Genomic DNA, 18,472 nt, shown 5'->3' with positions numbered 1-18,472 from the left:
TATAAAGTATATTATATTATTCCTAAATTATAACTCATCACACATGAGAAAAATAGATAAAATGAGGTGCTAACATTGATTACAATGAAAGATATAGTTAGAGAAGGAGAAACTGTATTAAGGGAAGTTGCTAAAGAAGTGCAATTACCACCTAGCGAGGAAGAAAAACAAATTTTAGCAGAAATGCTAACATATTTAAAAAACAGTCAAGATGAAGAAATAGCTAAGAAATATAACCTACGTGCTGGTGTTGGTTTAGCTGCTCCACAAATAGGTATAAGTAAAAGAATGATTGCAGTCCATTTTGAGGACTTTAATGATAAAAAATACAGTTACGGATTGTTTAATCCAAAAATTGTGAGTCATTCTGTTGCTAAAACATATTTAAGTGGTGGAGAAGGCTGTTTGTCTGTTGATAGAGAAGTGCCTGGTTATGTCCCTAGATATGAAAAGATTACAATTAAAGCATTTGATCAAGACTTAAATGAGATAAAATTGAAATTAAAGGGTTATGCTGCTATTGTTTTTCAACATGAGATTGATCATTTAAATGGTGTGATGTTCTATGACCATATCCATCAAGATAATCCTTTTACAATTCCAGAGAATGCTACTGCTTGTGATGCATAATGTGGCAATAATACAATAAAACACTAGACCTACGTAGTTTCTATTGTTACGTAGGTCTAGTGTTTTTAGATTAAGTTCAGTTTTTCTAGCCCTTTTTTTATGCCATCTTCTGCTACATCACTAGTAACATAATAAGCTTTCTCTTTTACGACATCTTCTCCATTACCCATTACAACACCATAATTTACTTTTTCAATCATTTCTATATCATTTAAACCATCACCGAAAGCATACGTATCTTCCCAATTTATATTCAGATGTTGAATAAATTGTTCGATGCCATGTGCTTTTGATCCATTTTGCGGTAACACATCACAAGAAAATTCATGCCATCTAACAAATCGTAAATAATCAAAAGCTTCTTCATATTTTTTTTGCTCATAATTTTGGTTAAAAAGTAAAACTTGATAAACAGGTTTCTTCTTATAAAATTCTTCGTCTACATTTGGTTGTTCTCGCTTAAGACTACTCATTCCTTCTAAAATATGTGGATGATCTAAAACGGTTGAACTCATTTCATCCGATGACTGAAAAACTAATGGGTGATTATGATCTTTACTGAATGTAACTAATTCACACATTTGTTGTTCAGAATATGGTTGTTCATGAATCACTTCGCCATTATATACAGCATACTGACCATTTAAGCTTACAAATGATTGTATATCAAGCTCTTCTAATATCTCACGAAACATAAACGGTGCTCTACCTGTTGCAATAGCGACAATAATCCCATTCTCTTTCAACTTTGCTATTGCTTCTTTCGTTGATACTGGAATTTTTTTATCATGATCTAATAATGTTCCATCAATATCAAAAAAAACGATTTTTTTACTCAAGTTCATTCTCCTTCTCTATTCACTTAAAAGATTGTGTCCCCATAAAATAGTATAACATCATAATCAAGGAAGGAAGTATTATTTGAACTAACCAAGTATATAATATATATATTATACAGCTAACTATTACTATAATTTCTAAGTAAGGTTACTTGGTATTCGTCTGATTGTATCACCTATTATTATAGCTTTTAAATAGCTTGAATAAATTGGAATTAAAAAATCTTTTCAAAACTTTTAGCTTATTTGTTTCAAAATAATCAAAATCATACTATACTAGAAAGTAATAGGGATTGGATCGGTTCATTGAGTACTTACTTTTCTTTCTATGTTAATTAGGAAGGAGTTGGAAGTAACTATGTTAAAACGTTTGAAGGAAAAACTTAAAAAACGATGGCGAGATGTATTAAGAAGACGTATTCCAACTACAGTTCAACGTTCAAGATTAAAAAACGATATATCCAAACATACCATAGGATCTAAAGAAAAATAATCGCAGAAATGAAGGAGAGATAGAATGATTTATAAAGTATTATATCAAGAAGATCCATTAGAAATTCCTGTACGTGAACATACCAAAAGCATGTATGTACGTGCAAATTCCATTCGTGAAGTCCGTGAAATTGTGAAACCAAAAAATATAAATATTGAATTTATCCAATTAGTTGAAGACAATCATTTAGATTTTGAAAAGGAAAATCCTGCATTTAAAGTGGAGAACGATGAATCATGAAATTTGTAAAAAATGATCAAACAGCAGTGTTTGCACTTGGTGGTCTAGGGGAAATTGGAAAAAATACGTATGCAGTTCAATTTCAAGATGAAATTATTTTAATTGATGCTGGTATCAAATTCCCTGAAGATGAATTGTTAGGTATTGACTATGTCATTCCAGACTATACCTATTTAGTGCAAAACCAAGATAAAATAAAAGGTTTATTTATTACTCACGGACATGAAGACCATATCGGTGGGATTCCATATTTATTACGTGAAATTAATATACCTATATATGCAGGCAAGTTAGCAATTGGACTAATTAAAAACAAATTGGATGAACATGGACTTTTACGAAAAGCAAAATTACACACATATCAAGAAGATGACATTATTAAATTTAGAAAAACAGCCGTTTCTTTCTTTAGAACAACACACAGTATTCCTGATTCCTATGGTATTGTTGTAAAAACACCTCCAGGTAATATTGTACACACAGGTGATTTCAAATTTGATTTTACACCTGTTGGAGAGCCAGCTAATTTAGCAAAAATGGCTGAAATCGGTAAAGAAGGCGTGTTATGTCTTCTTTCTGATAGTACGAATAGTGAAGTACCTGGATTTACTTTATCTGAACGTGTAGTTGGTGACAGTATTAATGATATATTCTCTAGAGTGGATGGGCGTTTAATTTTTGCTACATTCGCATCAAATATTCATCGTTTGCAACAAGTTGTGGAAGCAGCCGTTAAACATAACCGCAAAATTGCTGTTTTTGGAAGAAGTATGGAAAGTGCGATCAAAATTGGACAAGAATTAGGCTACATTAAAGCACCACAAAATACTTTTATTGAAGCTAGTCAAATAAACCAATTACCAGCAAATGAAGTGACGATTCTTTGTACAGGTTCCCAAGGTGAACCTATGGCTGCACTTTCTCGTATTGCTAATGGAACACATCGCCAAATTCAAATTATTCCTGGCGACACTGTGGTATTTTCTTCTTCACCAATCCCTGGAAATACTCTCAGTGTAAGTAGAATAATTGATCAATTATTCCGTGCAGGTGCTGATGTCATTCACGGTCCTTTAAATGATATTCATACGTCTGGACACGGTGGACAACAAGAACAAAAATTGATGTTACGTCTAATACAACCAAAATACTTCTTGCCGATTCATGGTGAATATCGCATGCTAAAAGAACACACTAAATTAGCTGAAAGCTGTGGTATTCCATTTAAAAATAGCTTCATTATGGATAATGGTGAAGTGCTGGCATTAGGTAAAGATCAAGCAAGTATTGCAGGTAAAATCCCTTCAGGATCTGTATATGTAGACGGTAGTGGTATTGGCGACATAGGAAATATCGTTTTACGTGACCGTCGCATTTTATCTCAAGAAGGTTTAGTTATTGTTGTTGTTAGTATTAATATGAAAGAGTTCAAAATTGCATCAGGCCCTGATATCATTTCTCGTGGCTTTGTATATATGAGAGAATCTGAAGACTTAATTAATGATGCTCAAAAAATAGTGGCTAAACACTTGAACAAAGTAATGGAGCGTAGAACAACTCAATGGTCTGAAATCAAAAATGAAATTACAGACACCATCGCACCATATTTATACGAAAAAACAAAACGTAGACCTATGATTTTACCTATTATAATGGAAGTTTGATTTATAGCAAAAGGGAGCTTTGTCAAAGCTCCCTTTTTTCAATCTTCTAATACTAAATTTTTCTCAAATCGTGAAATATCTTTATCTGCTCCAATAACAATCAGAATATCATCTTTTACTAATTGTTGATCTGCCATTGGCGATACATTAATTCCCTTTTCATTTGCTTCTTTTATTGCAACAACATTACAACCAAATTGCGCTCGAATATCCAACTCTAACAATGTTTTTCCATGCATTTTCTTTCCTGCTTTTACTTCGACAATACTATGATCATCTGACAATTCTAAATGATCCAATATATTCGTTGAAATGATACTATGTGCAATACGTCTACCCATATCTCTCTCTGGGTGTACGACATGATCAGCACCAATTTTGTTTAAGACTTTTTCATGGTAATCATTCTGTGCTTTTACTGTAATTTTATTAATACCTAATTCTTTTAACATTAGCGTTGTTAAGATACTTGCTTGGATATTATCCCCGATTGCTACGATAACATGGTCAATATTCCGAATACCTAATTCTTTTAAGACATTTTCATCCGTTGTATCTGCAATGACTGCATGTGCTGCAATATTTTTAAATTCATTCACTTTATCTTCATGAATATCTATTGCTAAGACATCCATTCCTTCTGCACTCAACTCTCTACAAATACTCCCACCAAATCGCCCTAATCCAATTACTGCAAATTCTCGTTTCATTACAATTCCTCCAATGTTCACAATTCCAATACATCTATTCTAACATATTAATCCATTTACTTAATAAGATTTACTATTCGTTATAAAAACAGGCATTTTCTAGACTCAGAAAATGCCTGTAACTTTTTATAGTGCATCTAACATATCAAATTGTGATTTTACAAGGTGGTAATATTCCCCTTTTCTCTTCATTAAATCAAGGTGACTTCCTTGTTCAAGAATCTTCCCATGTTCTAACACAATAATGTTATCTGCTTCCCTAATCGTAGAAAGTCTATGTGCAATCATAATTGCTGTACGTCCTTTAAGTAACTTTCTTAATGCTTGTTGAATTTTCACTTCTGCTTCTGTATCAATACTTGCCGTTGCTTCGTCTAAAATTAAAATCTTAGGATTTGCAAGTAACGCTCTTGCAAAAGATAATAATTGTCTTTCTCCTGCAGATAAGATATTCCCTCTCTCCTCTACTTCTGTTTCATACCCTTTAGATAGACGTTGAATAAATTCATCTGCACCAACTATTTTCGCAGCTTCTATCACTTCTTGATCTGTAGCACTTGGTCTACCAAACCGGATATTCTCTTTTATAGACCCAGAAAAAATGAAAGTATCTTGTAAAACAACAGAAATATTTTCTCGTAAACTTGATAATTTCATTTCCCTTAAATCATTTCCGTCAATCTTCACAGACCCTGCGGTCGGATCATAAAAACGACTGATTAAATTTGCAATTGTAGATTTACCAGAACCAGTATGACCTACTAATGCTACCGTTTGACCTTGTTTCATTTCAAGTGAAATTTCGTGTAATGCAATTCTATCTTCATTATAAGAAAATTGTACTTTATCAAATTCAATATGTCCTTTCATATCTTTAAATTCTTTTGCATTCTCTTTTTCGTGTACATTTGGTTGTTCATCTAAAAACTCAAAAATACGTTCAGATGATGCCATTGCCACTAACAATTGATTGTATATTTGACCTAATCTAGAAATCGGCTCCCAAAACATTCCTAAATAAAAAGCAAAAGATACAAATGTACCAACATCTATCGATCCAACTAAAATCAAATGTGCACCATATGTGATAAGGATAACTGTTCCAATGGCATTGCTCATTTCAACAAATGGACCAAAATAAGAACTTTTTCGCATCGCGATTCGTTCCATTTCGTAATTATCTCCATTCACACCATTAAAAAATTCTGTATTTTCTTTTTCTTGCGCAAAAGATTGTGTAATACGAATCCCTTGCATACTTTCATTTAAATGGGAATTTAAACGAGATTTTTGAATCCTAACATCTTGCCATGAGCGGCGTATATTTCTTCGCAATTTTGTTGAAATTATAAACATAATTGGCAAAATAACTAATACTGCTAAGGCAAGTGGTGGACTTAATACGAACAAAATAACGATAATACCAACTAACATAATGATGTCCATTAACAAATTGATAATTCCATTTGTAAATAATTCTTGTAATGAATTCACATCATTCAAAATTCGAACAAGGATCGATCCTGCTGAACGTTTATCAAAAAAGTTATGTGATAATCGTTGAACGTGTGAAAATAACTTTCTTCGTAAATCATATATAACACGTTGACCTAGTATATTTACCCATTTAATCCGAAACATATTAGCAAAATAACTGAAAATATATAAAATGGCTATTCCAATGATTAAATAGGCTAAAAGTGATGTATCTTTGTTTTCAATAGCCTGATCGATAGCCACTTTTCCTATCAAAATAGGTACTACCAATCTTACTATTGTTGATATTAACATCGCCAAAATCGATGCAGGCAATAAATTTTTAGCATATGGTTTTAAATATTCCAATAAACGTAACATTTGTTTCCAATTAAAAGGTTTCTCTACCGCTTGATCCAACGGATAATAGAAGCGTGTCAAATGTGGACTACCTTCTCTTTTTACTGATTGTGTCGCATTCTTATTCATTTTGTGTCCCTCCCTTTAAATAGATTCCATCACAATATCTTTGTCTTTATATTGAATATCATAAATTCTTCGATATGCTCCATCTTGATTAATGAGCTGTTCATGAGTTCCTCTTTCTACAATTTTCCCGCTATCTAATACTAATATTTCATCAGCATGTTTTAATGATGAAATTCGATGTGCAATAATAAACGTCGTTCGATCTTGCATCACTTCTTTTAATGCTTTTTGAATTTGATATTCTGTTTCCATATCAACTGCGGATGTTGCATCATCCAGTACCAATATTCTCGGATCAATTAATATGGCACGAGCGATGGCGATACGTTGTTTTTGGCCACCAGATAAACCCATTCCTCTCTCACCAAGCATCGTATCATATCCTTTTGGCATTTCCATGATAAATTCATGTGCTTGCGCCCTTTTAGCCGCTTGAATAATTTCTTCCATACTTGCATTCGGATTTCCGTATGCAATATTTTCTTTAATTGTAGTAGAAAATAAAAAGGACTCTTGTAGAACAAACCCAATATGCTTTCTAAGTTTTTTCAATTCATAAGAGCTAGTTGGTTTGCCGTCAATGTACACGACACCTTGATCCGGTTCATAAAATCGTGTGATTAATTGTGTAATACTCGTCTTACCTGCACCTGTTGGACCAATTAAACCAATTACTTTTCCAGGAGGTGCATCAAAGCTAATATGAGACAACGCCGCATCATCTTCTGCTACATATGTCAATGAAACATCTTTGAATGTGATGTGTCCTTGTATTGTATCTGTATTTAGTGGGTCTGTTTCTTCTATAATATCTTCTTTTGCTTCTAGTATTTCTAGCAATCTTTCTCCAGAAGCTTTCGCTTGTGAGAATTGATTCACGATAAATCCTAAATGCATAAGCGGTCCTAATATATAAGAAACTAAACTAAAAAAGGCAACCAGTTCACCTAGTGCGAGACTTCCATTAATGACTAAATACCCACCATATACAAGCAGCGCAATCATACTAAGGTTCCCGATTAATTCCATTAAGGGAAAGTATCTTGCCCAAATATTAGATGTTTTAATATTCTCATCACGATAATTAATGTTATTATGAGAAAAACGATCAATCTCAAAATCTTCTTTAGACAGCGATTTTACTGTATTCATTCCACTCACATTTTCTTGTATACGTGTATTTAAACTTCCTAAAGATTTTCTAATGCTTCGGAAAGCTGGATGCACTTTTTTGTCAAATCTTTGTACAACAACAATTAAAAAAGGCATAACAGCCATCGTTACTAATGCTAATGGTACAGAATAATAAAACATAACACTTAAACTAATAATGATTAATAATGCCACTCTAATTAATTCTTTAAAACCTGCTGATAGAAAAAATCGAAAGCCTTCCACATCCATCGTAAGCCTTGACATTAAATCACCTGTACGCGCATTATCGTAATACGTAAAAGAAAGCCTTTGCAACTTTTTATATAATGCATTACGAAGATCAAATACAGATTTAATCCCAAATAAATCTCCTAAGTATTGTTGATAAAAATTCGCAATTCCTTTAAGAATCATTAGGCCAATAAAAACAATTGCAATATACTTGATTAAATTGTATTGTTCCCCCAATACGACATCATCAATTGTTATCTGTAATATAATCGGATAAACAACTGTGATGACGGTTACAAATAGAACAGAAAAAACAGATAAATAAAAATACTTCATAAAAGGCCAATAAAATTGCTTTAGTTTCTTAAATGTTTCCACTATGTACACCCCCATTTTTTTACGTAAATATAAATATAACGGTTCCCGAAATAAAATGCTACCATTTCGACTTAATTTCTGAAATTTTTTTAATTATATTTTTACCATAATTTCTCTTCACAAAATAATTCTTTATCACTTAAATTTCAATCGTAATAAAGAACTGTTTTGCACTCCTTATTCGCTTCATTTGTTAAAAGAACTTCTCCTTAAATCAATTAAACCTTTTAATATTGATTAACTACTAAATATTTTTAAGTAAGCTATCATTCCTTATATTTCGACAATAATATAGTAATTGTTTGAATTATGTGTTGTTTTTCCATTATCATAGATAATGAATCAAAAAATTGGAGGCTAAATTATGATTGATATTAAATGGACTGAGCTAGTTAACACGTTACTAGTGTACTCTGCGAAAATCGGTATATTACTTATTGTTTTTTTAATCGTAGCACCACTAGGCAAAAAATTAATCTCTTCCTTATTAAGAAAATCTACATCAACCAAAAGAGTATCTGAAGCACGTGCACTAACATTAGAAAAATTATTAATCAATGTATTTTCATACACATTGATATTCATTTTTGTTGTTATGTTCTTTGGAATAATTGGTCTAGAAATCGGGCCACTTATTGCAGGTGCGGGTGTGATTGGTTTAGCGGTAGCTTTCGGAGCGCAAGGCTTAGTTAGTGACATCGTAACGGGTTTTTTCATTCTCTTAGAAAAACAAGTGGATGTAGGCGACTATGTTACGACTGCTGGATATAACGGTGTAGTTGAAGAAATCGGTTTAAGAACGACACAATTAAGAGGATTTGACGGAACACTTCATTATGTTCCCAATCGCGAGATAACAGGTGTCAGTAATCATTCTAGAGGAAATATGCGAGCACTTGTAGATATTGGGATTAGTTATGAAGACAGTATTGATCACGCAATTTCTGTATTAAAGAGTGTATGTGCAGAGTTCGAAGCAGATGTGCGGTTTGAAGAAGCACCTGACGTTATCGGTGTACAAGCTTTTGGATCAAGTGAAGTAGTTCTTCGTATTATCGGTCGCACAATAAATGGAGAGCAATGGAGTGCAGAAAGAGATATTCGCAAAAGAGTAAAAGAAGCATTTGATGAAAATAATATTGAAATTCCATATCCACACCAAGTGAATGTAGTAAAAAATTAATACACTTTATTTTATTAAGAGATTATAAACAAATCGGAGTTTCGCAAATAAATAATGCGAAACTCCGATTTTTATTTATAATTCTTTAGCATTTCTACTACTGCTTGCACACCGATTTGAATTGCTTCTTCATTCGGATTTAATTTACTATGATGTAAACCATATGTTGAACCTACACCTAACCAAAACATAAAACCATCTATCTCTTTAAGAAAATACCCAAAGTCTTCCCCTGTCATCGCTGCATTTGCTTCTTTATAGATGATATTACTACTATTCATTATTTTTTCAAATTGGGATACTACGTTACCGTTATTGTAAACTTGATGATACATTGCGCCATAATCTAATCTGATTTTACACTCATATAATAGTTCATATCCTTTAATATGTCTTTCTAATTCTGCTTTAATCACACGCATTGTTTCTTGATTTAATGTACGAATTGTACCCTCTAACTTTGCTTCTTCTGCAATCACATTCTGCACAGTACCTGAAGTCATTTTACCAATTGTAATAACTCCACTATCTAGTGGATCAATTTTTCTAGAGATAATCTGCTGAATTTGAGCGACAAACATACTAGCAGCAACCGTCATATCTTTCGTCAAATGTGGGTATGCCGCATGTCCACCTTTCCCCTTAAAATCAATGAATAGTTCACTAGTATTCGCAAATAAAATCCCCTCTCGTGAAGATACTGTTCCAACAGGCAATTCTGGTGCGATATGTAATGCAAAAATCATATCAATATTCCATTTTTTGAATTGTTCTGATTGTAACATTGGTTTTGCTCCACCCGGTCCCTCTTCAGCTGGTTGAAAAATAAAAAGCACATTATCATCTATTGGATGGCGTACGATTTCATTAATAACACCTATAGCAATGGTCATATGTAAATCATGCCCACATGCATGCATACATCCTTCGTGTTTAGAATGATAGGGAAGATTTGTTTCTTCTTTTATCGGCAATCCATCTATATCCGCTCTATATGCTAATGTCTTGTTAGGATTTTTGCCCTTTAAATATACAAATAGCCCTGTCTCCCATTTTTCTATAACCATATTCGGTGTTTTTATTTTTTCTAAAATTTGCAATATGTATGCTTGAGTCTTAAATTCCCGAAACCCTAATTCTGGTATTTGGTGTAAATCTCTACGTATTTTTATTAACTGATTATAGTTCATGTTATTCTCCCCTAATAAAAGAAGTGTATCGCCAAAGAAGGCAGGATATACTATTATCCTGCCTTCACTTGTTAATCATTTAATTTTCGAAGTGCTTCGATAATCTCTGTTTTTGACTTTGTTTGATCATCAATTTCTTTAATTACTTTTGCAGGTGTTCCTGCTACAACTGTGTTTGCAGGAACATCTTTTGTTACAATCGCACCCGCTGCAACAACTGCTCCTTTCCCAACTCTTACGCCTTCAAGAACAACTGCGTTTGCACCAATCACAACATTATCTTCAATGATTACTGGTTGTGCGGATGGGGGTTCAATAACACCTGCTAATACAGCTCCTGCACCAACATGACAGTTTTTACCTACAGTGGCACGTCCACCTAAACATGCATTCATATCAATCATCGTTCCGTCACCAATTACAGAACCGATATTAATCATTGCACCAAACATAATAACTGCACCATCGCCAATTTCCACGTGTTCACGAATAATTGCACCTGGCTCTATTCTTGCATTAATATTTTTCATATCCAATAAAGGAATTGCAGAGTTACGTCTGTCATTTTCGATGACATAATCCTCAATTTGACTTTTGTATGTATTTAGTAACTCATTCACTTCATTCCATTCTCCAAAAATAACACCATTGTTATCATTTAAAAATGTTTGAATCGAACCTTCTGTCTTGATTTCGTTTAATTTCTTACCTTTTACATACACTTTTACAGGTGTTGATTTTTTACTGTTTGAAATAAATGATATTATTTCATTTGCATCCATCATTTTCATAAAGTTAAATCCTCCAAGTATTTATTTTCGATATTTATAATGTACTAAAAATTATTTTATAGTACAAGTGTGCACTATGCATTCATATAAATTGATTTGTTCACTTCTTTTAAAATGGCACGTCTAGTTAATATCCCAACAAAGTAATTCTGTTCATCTACAACGCAAACAAATGCATTGTCAATTACTACTTTGATTGCTGTTAAAAAATCGGTGTCTGACGTTACGGATGGTTGTTCTTTATTCATAACATCTTCTACTTTTCGCTCACTTAATTTCTCCATTTCATATCTTTCCATACCCATAACATTTTTTAAGATAGGTGTTTTTGCGATTGTACCCTGATATTTAAAATCTAAATCTAATACTGGAACAGAAGAATAACCTGACTCCACTAATACAAGTAAAGCATGTTCTAATGGGTTCCCTAATTGAACATGCGCCACTTTCTCAGCAGGTATCATTATATCACTAACTTTTAACTCTTCTAATCTCTTTTTTAATGTGCTCAACATGACGACACTCCCTTACTATTTGGTGAAGGAGTAGACCTTTCACCTTACATATTCTAACACAAAACAAACAATAATGTGTATTTTGAATATGTTTGCAAGCTAATAAAACAAGAACATGTTATAATAAGCAAAAGCGTAAACGCCCGTTTAGAAACGTAGTGACTGGAGTGAACCAACTTGAGATAAAGGAATCACGGTGAGCTTGCGAATCGATGATGACTTATCGTAAGGTGGTTCGCGAAGTCACCTAGTTTCTGGGCGCTTACGCTAGACGAAGCAAAAGCGTAAACGCCCGTTTAGAAACGTAGTGACTGGAGTGAACCAACTTGAGATAAAGGAATCACGGTGAGCTTGCGAATCGATGATGACTTATCGTAAGGTGGTTCGCGAAGTCACCTAGTTTCTGGGCGCTTACGCTAGACGAAGCAAAAGCGTAAACGCCTGTTTAGAAATGTAACGACTGAAGCATTTCGTTACAATAGAATTCAAGATAAACTTATACAATTCATACAAATTAACATATGATTATTTGATGAGGTATATTTTACTCTCATACTTTTTTTAATTTTCTAACTAAGAAGAAAGGTTTTTTTATGAACAGACGAACATTTTTAAAAAGAATACTTGGTGGAGTCATTTCGTTAGCTGGTTTAACAGGTGGTTCTTATGTATATGCGAAAGATATCGAGCCAAAAATGCTTCATACACAAAAAGTACAAATAAAATCTAATCGCATACCAGCGGAGTTTAATGGGTACAAAATTGCTCAATTTAGTGATACACACATCGGCTTCCATTACACATTGGAACAATTAGAAGAACTTGTTTATGAAATAAATGCACACAATCCTGATTTGATTGTATTTACTGGTGATTTAATTGATCACCCAAATGAATATAATTGGACTAATACCTTAACTGAAACGTTGAAAAAACTAACTGCAAATGATGGGAAATTATGGATTTACGGAAATCATGACCATGGTGGTTATGGAACAGACATAGTAAATCAAACGTTCGAAAATGCCAACTTTACCCTATTAAAAAATACGCATACATACATAGAAAGAAACAATGAGAAAATTGTAATCATTGGCTTAGATGACATTATGCTAGGTCGACCCAATATAGATCAAGCATTGCCTAATGATTCGGATACCTTCTCCATTATTCTAGTTCATGAGCCTGATTATGCTGATAAAGTGAAAGATTACTCTGTTGATGTACAATTGTCTGGACATAGTCACGGCGGACAAGTACAACTACCTTTTATTGGGTATATTTATACACCCTATTTAGCAGAGAAATACGTAGAAGGCTCTTATAAAGTTGGCAATAGACCATTGCAATTATATGTAAGTAGAGGAATTGGAACAACTAGATTACCTTATCGCTTTTTCTGTAAACCAGAAATTACAATATATGAATTAAAGAAAGGTTGATTATTATGAACAAAAAATTATTTCTCGCTTCCTTATTATTTATTCTTTTATTGAGTGCATGTGGAAATAAATATGAAGGACAATTTTCCTTTGAAGTGAATGATTTCACCTACACAAATCAAGACGGAGAATCTGTATCTAAAAGTGACCTTGATGGAAAGTTTTGGGTTGCTAATATGATTTTCACTGAATGTCCTGACATTTGTCCTCCAATGACTGCTAATATGGCGCGCTTACAAAAAATGTTAAGTGAAGAAGGTTTGGACGTTGGACTAATTTCTTTTAGTGTAGATCCGACTAATGACACCCCAGAAGTACTCAAAGATTATGCAAATAATTATGGAATCAATTTTGATAATTGGAGTTTTCTAACTGGTTACACAGATGCAGAAATAAAAACATTTCTTAATGAATCGTTTAAAGCGTATGTAGATAAACCTGAAGGAAGCGATACAGTTATACATCAGTCCACATTTTATTTAGTTTCACCTGAAGGCAACGCAATTAATGGATATAATGGTTCAAAAGCGGAAGAAATGAATAAAATAGTTGAAGATATTAAATCAATGAATTAAAGTAAATGTAGAAGCATCTTTTGCTTCTACATTTTACGTTATAAGGTTAAATTTATTTAAAAGAATTATATACTATGATTAAAATGGATGTGACACTATATGGAAGAAACACCTAATAAAATTGGTCAAGCTCTTTTTATTGTCAATCGACATGCTAAGACAGCTCCAGATCCTTCATACCTCTATCAATTAAAAAATGCCACAATGGAAAAACTTCTGAAGGAGAAAAAAGCGTTAAAAGTTGGTTTACATTACTCGAACAATCCTAAAAGAAGCAGACAACATTCAGTCATTCTTGTACAAGTTGGAGAATATTATTTTCATATGCCACCATCAAAAGAAGATATGAAACAATTACAGCATTTAGGACAACTTGATTCATCTTACAGAAATCCTAAAACAACACTGTCACTTACTATTGCAAAAAAAATATTGATGAATTATTTAAATTGGAATGCAGATAAATTATCTAAACCAAGAACGCATTCAACTACATCCTATCCATTTCACTCCACCTACCCGACTACCCTCTCCCCCTTTTATCATAAAAGAAATAAATGAGGTCTCACACTTTTTGTTGAGTCCTCATTTTCCAAATGTCAAACATTCTTTTTGTACTGATAAATACAGAAAAGATAATAATCGCGTAAACAAAATAAACCCTTTCATTTTGTTCTGTAGCTGAATCCATAATTTGGTATGCAAAGATTGTGACAATTGCAAAAGTCAAAAATGATGTCCATTCTAGCGCAACAATTACCCGTATAAGAGGCAAGATAACAGAATAGCCAATGATAAGTAGGATTAAAATAAATAGGACAGTACTTACTTCATGTTGCATCGTAATAAGTAATGTATCGATGAAGGCAACAAATTGCTGCCACTCTTCTTTTAACATTTAACATCAACTTCCTTCCAATTATACTTTTATGATAAACTATTAATTATTGTTATCAGTATGGACAATTAAGTAGAATTTATAAGTGACGGAGGATCAAAAATGAGTTTATCAATTAATAGTACAGTAGAGGATATTGCGATATCTGGTATTCGAAGATTTTTCAACTTAGTACAGACCAAAGAAGATGTACTTTCATTAACAATTGGACAACCCGATTTCCCTACACCTACACATATTAAAGAGCAAGCAATTAGTGCAATTCATAACAATTACACATCCTATACCCACAATGCGGGTATTCTACCATTACGTGAAGCTATTGCTAATTTCGTTTCAGAAAAGTACCATATCACTTATCATCCAGAATCAGAAATAATTGTAACTGTTGGGGCTTCACAAGCAATTGATATAACATTACGTACGATATTAAACAATGGAGATGAAGTCATTCTTCCTGGCCCTGTCTATCCAGGTTATGAACCGTTAATTAAGCTTGCAGGTGCTGCGCCTATATATATTGATACGCGTAAAAATAATTTCAAATTAACAGCAGATATGATTGAACCATATATTACGGAGAAAACAAAAGCTATATTAATTCCATATCCTTCTAACCCTACAGGTGTCACATTAAATGAGAAAGAACTTACAGACATTGCTACCCTCATTAAAAAGCATGATATCTTTCTTATTGCTGACGAAATCTATAGTGAAATTGTTTACACTCAAGAACATATATCTATTGCCAAGTTTTCTGAAATACGCAACCAATTAATTGTAATTAATGGGGTAAGTAAGTCGCATTCCATGACAGGATTTAGAATTGGATATATCCTTGCACCTGAATGGTTAGCTGCACATATTTTAAAAGTTCATCAATATAATGTGTCTTGTGCAACCTCTATTAGTCAATATGCTGCTCTAAGCGCATTAACAACAGGAATCCATGATCCTATCCAAATGAAAGTTGCATACAAAGAGAGACGTGATTATGTCCTTTCAAGATTAAAAAGTATAGATTTATATACATACACACCTGATGGTGGCTTCTATATCTTTATTGATGTTTCACACTTAGAACAGAATTCATTCGATATTGCAATAGACATCGTGGATAAAGCAAAAGTGGCATTAGTACCTGGAAGTGCTTTTTCGACATATGGAGAAGGTTATGTAAGACTTTCCTATGCATATGATATGGCAACTTTAAAAGAAGGAATGAATCGATTAGCAGATTACTTTCAAAAAGTGAATAAATAAGTTTGTTTTACAGTTAATCTAGAATTGCTTTTCATACTCAAAACAAAAAGAGCTAGCATACATCTCCTAACTATGCTAGCTCTTTCATATTTATTTTTATACATTTGGATTTCTATTCAATCTCTTGTAATATTCATAGTCATTCAACAATCGATCAAGTTCTTGACTAATATTCAATGATTCTTCACTTGTCATCCCTTTTGAAAGAGCAACATCGGTCATCTCTTTACGAAGTCTTTCAATTTTATCTATTAATTCTAATTGATAATGTCCCATTCTACCGTGTTACCCTCCTTTAAATAAATTGAAATTTAACAATAAGCGTATTGATTATCCCAAAAATTGAATAGTTTGTAAAGCTTTACAGAAAATGAGACAAAAAAACTTCAAATGTAACATTTTATTCAAAAATTTTTCGACACTGTTCTCAATTTATCCATTTTATATGATATATTGGAAATAAATAAATCTGGGGATGATGGATATTGCATTACAAAAGAGATGAACCATTTCGATATCAATTTAAACAACCAATTCAAGCACAAATAGATACATCTACTGCTGGAGTAGGTTCTTGTAAAATAATAAATGTTAGCCCATCAGGCATGAAAATACGAACAGACCTTCAGTTGTCTTTATCTGAAAACACCTATATCCAATATAGTATATTAGATGAATTTTTTCAAGTTAATGGTAATGTTGTTTGGACGATGGATTATGGAGACTATAATGAGTATGGATTGTCATTACAGAGTTCGGATGATTACAAAAATTCACTTGTGGAGACATTAAAAAAACTAGCTCGAATTCAATTAAACAATTGAGTGTTTTTTTCAAAGTCTATATCATATTGTTTTTTAAATTTTATAACAAATGAAAACCGTATGACTTGATAGCCATACGGTTTTCATTTGTTTCTTACCTGTTCATACATTATGATACACGATCAAAAATACTAAACCCGATTAAAGTTACAAGAATAACCATAGAAATAATACCAAAGATTGCTTCCATCCAATCACCCCTTCTGATATTGTATATACTCATTATACTTAATATTTTACTTAACACAACTAACTCTTTAAAACATGTTATAATTATTACTAATTACTCCATGGAAAGCAGATGATACATATGCCTTTTTGTCCCCATTGTGGAAAACAAGTACAGATTGATGAGAAATTTTGTATTACGTGCGGAAAAGCTTTACCGAACAATCTTAAAGATAGATATACAATGAAAAAATCTTTTCTAAGACATAATTGGAAAATCCCAATAATTGTTTCCATGCTTTCTATACTAATACTTATTGCTGTCTATTATTACTTGAATTATAGAGATACTCAAGCATTACAATCATATGAAGAAGCTGAACAATTAGCAATGCTTGGTGACTATGAGCAAGCACTCTCAAAACTTAACACTGCAATAAATTATAAAAACAACTTTCCTTATGCAAAAGATGCTCGCCAACTAATGGAATATGTTCTATCTTTTCAACCTAAATTAGAAGCTGTTCAAATATCTACGTCAGAGAACAACTTTGAAAGTGCATTTTCAACAATATACACAATTGAGAAGAAATTAAATCTTTATATGGGAACTTTTGCAGAAACAATGCAAACAAAAATCAAGCAATTAAAGACAGACACCCAAATAGAACAATTACATTATCAATTTGAAAATAAACCAACAATGGATCAATTAAAAACATTGATATGGGAAGCTGAAGCAATAGATGACGAAAGAGCTGAATTATTAGCAAAAGAAGCAAGTGATAAATTCATTTCAGAAATTTATCAAGAAGCTACAAAACTATTAGAACGACACCAATTTAATTCTGCTATTTCTCTAATTGATGATGCATTTATTTATTTAGATTCATCTGACACATTATTAAATTTACAGTCTACGATACAGAAAGAAAAAGTAGCTTTTGAATCATATCAGCAACAATTAATTCAACATGCAACCGATATTAGTGAGAATGATACAAAATCGAATAAACAGAATGCACTTAAAGTGAAAGAAAGCAATATTGTTACAAAAGATAATCAAGTTATCGTAACAGGCAAACTTTTAAGTACTGCTACAGTGCCAATCCACTCTATTAAGATAAATTATGCGATTTACGATAACAAGAAAAAAATAGTTAGTAATCAAGTATATCTTGAACCAGATCAACTATATCCAAATGAAGAAGGTAAATTTGAATTTATTCATTTTGATATTGATCTGAAGAAAATAGAATCGAAAGCTCTCACTCTCTCAATTGAAGAAATCAAGTGGTATATTGACTAATATGGAGGT

At 32.5% G+C, this 18,472-nt stretch carries 19 protein-coding genes and 1 pseudogene; 11 read left to right on the top strand and 9 right to left on the bottom strand.

From position 1 onward, the window contains the following. Window positions 1-75 precede the first annotated feature (75 nt). Complete coding sequence (def, locus tag ACFOZ1_RS05500) at window positions 76-630, top strand: peptide deformylase (protein WP_390196849.1); 555 nt, start codon at window positions 76-78, stop codon at window positions 628-630. 65 nt (window positions 631-695) lie between these two features. On the opposite strand, the gene ACFOZ1_RS05495 is transcribed toward def, so the two are convergent. Continuing rightward, complete coding sequence (locus ACFOZ1_RS05495; RefSeq protein WP_390196847.1) at window positions 696-1,469, bottom strand: Cof-type HAD-IIB family hydrolase; 774 nt, start codon at window positions 1,467-1,469, stop codon at window positions 696-698. Window positions 1,470-1,986: 517 nt separating this feature from the next. Between ACFOZ1_RS05495 and ACFOZ1_RS05490 the strand changes: the two genes are divergently transcribed. Both ACFOZ1_RS05490 and rnjA read left to right on the top strand, forming a co-directional pair. Next, window positions 1,987-2,202, top strand: a complete 216-nt coding sequence (locus ACFOZ1_RS05490) for a DNA-dependent RNA polymerase subunit epsilon (protein WP_390196844.1) — start codon at window positions 1,987-1,989, stop codon at window positions 2,200-2,202. Beyond that, window positions 2,199-3,866: a ribonuclease J1 gene (rnjA, locus tag ACFOZ1_RS05485; protein ID WP_390196841.1), complete on the top strand. Its 1,668-nt coding sequence runs from the start codon at window positions 2,199-2,201 to the stop codon at window positions 3,864-3,866. The genes ACFOZ1_RS05490 and rnjA overlap by 4 nt, the downstream gene beginning before the upstream one ends. A 38-nt stretch (window positions 3,867-3,904) precedes the next feature. Here the strand turns inward: rnjA and ACFOZ1_RS05480 are convergent, their stop codons facing one another. The 3 genes from ACFOZ1_RS05480 to ACFOZ1_RS05470 form a co-directional block, all read right to left on the bottom strand. Continuing rightward, window positions 3,905-4,576 (bottom strand): potassium channel family protein, encoded by a 672-nt coding sequence (locus tag ACFOZ1_RS05480; RefSeq protein WP_390196838.1) that lies wholly within the window; start codon window positions 4,574-4,576, stop codon window positions 3,905-3,907. A gap of 126 nt (window positions 4,577-4,702) precedes the next feature. Continuing rightward, complete coding sequence (locus ACFOZ1_RS05475) at window positions 4,703-6,541, bottom strand: ABC transporter ATP-binding protein (protein ID WP_390196836.1); 1,839 nt, start codon at window positions 6,539-6,541, stop codon at window positions 4,703-4,705. Between the two features lie 15 nt (window positions 6,542-6,556). Continuing rightward, window positions 6,557-8,305: an ABC transporter ATP-binding protein gene (locus ACFOZ1_RS05470; protein ID WP_390196833.1), complete on the bottom strand. Its 1,749-nt coding sequence runs from the start codon at window positions 8,303-8,305 to the stop codon at window positions 6,557-6,559. A gap of 364 nt (window positions 8,306-8,669) precedes the next feature. On the opposite strand from ACFOZ1_RS05470, the gene ACFOZ1_RS05465 reads away from it, so the two are divergent. Further along, the gene (locus ACFOZ1_RS05465; protein ID WP_390196831.1) at window positions 8,670-9,488 is read left to right on the top strand and encodes a mechanosensitive ion channel family protein; all 819 of its coding nucleotides are present in this window, start codon (window positions 8,670-8,672) and stop codon (window positions 9,486-9,488) included. A 71-nt stretch (window positions 9,489-9,559) separates the two neighbouring features. Here ACFOZ1_RS05465 and ACFOZ1_RS05460 read toward each other — a convergent pair whose 3' ends face one another. The 3 genes from ACFOZ1_RS05460 to cbpB all read right to left on the bottom strand — a co-directional run bounded on the left by ACFOZ1_RS05460 (window position 9,560) and on the right by cbpB (window position 11,984). Then, window positions 9,560-10,678, bottom strand: coding sequence for an N-acetyldiaminopimelate deacetylase (locus ACFOZ1_RS05460; RefSeq protein WP_390196828.1), 1,119 nt, complete (start codon window positions 10,676-10,678; stop codon window positions 9,560-9,562). Window positions 10,679-10,749: 71 nt separating this feature from the next. Next, complete coding sequence (dapD, locus tag ACFOZ1_RS05455; protein WP_390196826.1) at window positions 10,750-11,469, bottom strand: 2,3,4,5-tetrahydropyridine-2,6-dicarboxylate N-acetyltransferase; 720 nt, start codon at window positions 11,467-11,469, stop codon at window positions 10,750-10,752. A 74-nt stretch (window positions 11,470-11,543) separates the two neighbouring features. Then, window positions 11,544-11,984: a cyclic-di-AMP-binding protein CbpB gene (cbpB, locus tag ACFOZ1_RS05450; protein WP_390196823.1), complete on the bottom strand. Its 441-nt coding sequence runs from the start codon at window positions 11,982-11,984 to the stop codon at window positions 11,544-11,546. Between the two features lie 593 nt (window positions 11,985-12,577). Between cbpB and ACFOZ1_RS05445 the strand changes: the two genes are divergently transcribed. The 3 genes from ACFOZ1_RS05445 to ACFOZ1_RS05435 all read left to right on the top strand — a co-directional run bounded on the left by ACFOZ1_RS05445 (window position 12,578) and on the right by ACFOZ1_RS05435 (window position 14,562). Continuing rightward, entirely contained in the window at window positions 12,578-13,426 is an 849-nt protein-coding gene (locus tag ACFOZ1_RS05445; protein ID WP_390196820.1) for a metallophosphoesterase, read from the top strand. Between the two features lie 5 nt (window positions 13,427-13,431). Then, window positions 13,432-14,001: an SCO family protein gene (locus ACFOZ1_RS05440; protein WP_390196817.1), complete on the top strand. Its 570-nt coding sequence runs from the start codon at window positions 13,432-13,434 to the stop codon at window positions 13,999-14,001. Between the two features lie 99 nt (window positions 14,002-14,100). Beyond that, window positions 14,101-14,562, top strand: coding sequence for a YkyB family protein (locus ACFOZ1_RS05435; protein WP_390196815.1), 462 nt, complete (start codon window positions 14,101-14,103; stop codon window positions 14,560-14,562). Between the two features lie 4 nt (window positions 14,563-14,566). On the opposite strand, the gene ACFOZ1_RS05430 is transcribed toward ACFOZ1_RS05435, so the two are convergent. Continuing rightward, on the bottom strand, window positions 14,567-14,899 hold the full coding sequence (locus ACFOZ1_RS05430; RefSeq protein WP_390196812.1) for a hypothetical protein: 333 nt from the start codon (window positions 14,897-14,899) through the stop codon (window positions 14,567-14,569). Window positions 14,900-15,001: 102 nt separating this feature from the next. On the opposite strand from ACFOZ1_RS05430, the gene ACFOZ1_RS05425 reads away from it, so the two are divergent. Next, complete coding sequence (locus ACFOZ1_RS05425) at window positions 15,002-16,162, top strand: aminotransferase A (protein WP_390196810.1); 1,161 nt, start codon at window positions 15,002-15,004, stop codon at window positions 16,160-16,162. Between the two features lie 96 nt (window positions 16,163-16,258). On the opposite strand, the gene ACFOZ1_RS05420 is transcribed toward ACFOZ1_RS05425, so the two are convergent. Then, the gene (locus ACFOZ1_RS05420; RefSeq protein ID WP_390196807.1) at window positions 16,259-16,438 is read right to left on the bottom strand and encodes a Spo0E family sporulation regulatory protein-aspartic acid phosphatase; all 180 of its coding nucleotides are present in this window, start codon (window positions 16,436-16,438) and stop codon (window positions 16,259-16,261) included. A 209-nt stretch (window positions 16,439-16,647) separates the two neighbouring features. On the opposite strand from ACFOZ1_RS05420, the gene ACFOZ1_RS05415 reads away from it, so the two are divergent. The 3 genes and pseudogenes from ACFOZ1_RS05415 (at window position 16,648) to ACFOZ1_RS05405 (ending at window position 18,463) form a co-directional block, all read left to right on the top strand. After that, window positions 16,648-16,986, top strand: a complete 339-nt coding sequence (locus ACFOZ1_RS05415) for a PilZ domain-containing protein (RefSeq protein WP_390196804.1) — start codon at window positions 16,648-16,650, stop codon at window positions 16,984-16,986. Between the two features lie 301 nt (window positions 16,987-17,287). Continuing rightward, window positions 17,288-17,365 (top strand): annotated as a pseudogene (locus ACFOZ1_RS05410) (zinc-ribbon domain-containing protein); the annotation flags it as partial. 33 nt (window positions 17,366-17,398) lie between these two features. After that, on the top strand, window positions 17,399-18,463 hold the full coding sequence (locus ACFOZ1_RS05405; RefSeq protein ID WP_390198127.1) for a hypothetical protein: 1,065 nt from the start codon (window positions 17,399-17,401) through the stop codon (window positions 18,461-18,463). Window positions 18,464-18,472: the final 9 nt, after the last annotated feature.

Origin of the sequence: Gracilibacillus marinus (assembly GCF_042651725.1) — a bacterium.
Lineage (GTDB): Bacteria > Bacillota > Bacilli > Bacillales > Amphibacillaceae > Gracilibacillus > Gracilibacillus marinus.
This window is presented reverse-complemented; position numbering and strand designations above follow the sequence as displayed.

Coding starts and splice junctions, on each gene's coding strand:
- ACFOZ1_RS05490 (WP_390196844.1), top strand. CDS start 1,987: ATGATTTATAAAGTATTATATCAAGAAGATCCATTAGAAATTCCTGTA.
- rnjA (WP_390196841.1), top strand. CDS start 2,199: ATGAAATTTGTAAAAAATGATCAAACAGCAGTGTTTGCACTTGGTGGT.
- ACFOZ1_RS05480 (WP_390196838.1), bottom strand. CDS start 4,576: ATGAAACGAGAATTTGCAGTAATTGGATTAGGGCGATTTGGTGGGAGT.
- ACFOZ1_RS05475 (WP_390196836.1), bottom strand. CDS start 6,541: ATGAATAAGAATGCGACACAATCAGTAAAAAGAGAAGGTAGTCCACAT.
- ACFOZ1_RS05465 (WP_390196831.1), top strand. CDS start 8,670: ATGATTGATATTAAATGGACTGAGCTAGTTAACACGTTACTAGTGTAC.
- ACFOZ1_RS05460 (WP_390196828.1), bottom strand. CDS start 10,678: ATGAACTATAATCAGTTAATAAAAATACGTAGAGATTTACACCAAATA.
- dapD (WP_390196826.1), bottom strand. CDS start 11,469: ATGAAAATGATGGATGCAAATGAAATAATATCATTTATTTCAAACAGT.
- cbpB (WP_390196823.1), bottom strand. CDS start 11,984: ATGTTGAGCACATTAAAAAAGAGATTAGAAGAGTTAAAAGTTAGTGAT.
- ACFOZ1_RS05445 (WP_390196820.1), top strand. CDS start 12,578: ATGAACAGACGAACATTTTTAAAAAGAATACTTGGTGGAGTCATTTCG.
- ACFOZ1_RS05440 (WP_390196817.1), top strand. CDS start 13,432: ATGAACAAAAAATTATTTCTCGCTTCCTTATTATTTATTCTTTTATTG.
- ACFOZ1_RS05435 (WP_390196815.1), top strand. CDS start 14,101: ATGGAAGAAACACCTAATAAAATTGGTCAAGCTCTTTTTATTGTCAAT.
- ACFOZ1_RS05430 (WP_390196812.1), bottom strand. CDS start 14,899: ATGTTAAAAGAAGAGTGGCAGCAATTTGTTGCCTTCATCGATACATTA.
- ACFOZ1_RS05425 (WP_390196810.1), top strand. CDS start 15,002: ATGAGTTTATCAATTAATAGTACAGTAGAGGATATTGCGATATCTGGT.
- ACFOZ1_RS05420 (WP_390196807.1), bottom strand. CDS start 16,438: ATGGGACATTATCAATTAGAATTAATAGATAAAATTGAAAGACTTCGT.
- ACFOZ1_RS05405 (WP_390198127.1), top strand. CDS start 17,399: ATGAAAAAATCTTTTCTAAGACATAATTGGAAAATCCCAATAATTGTT.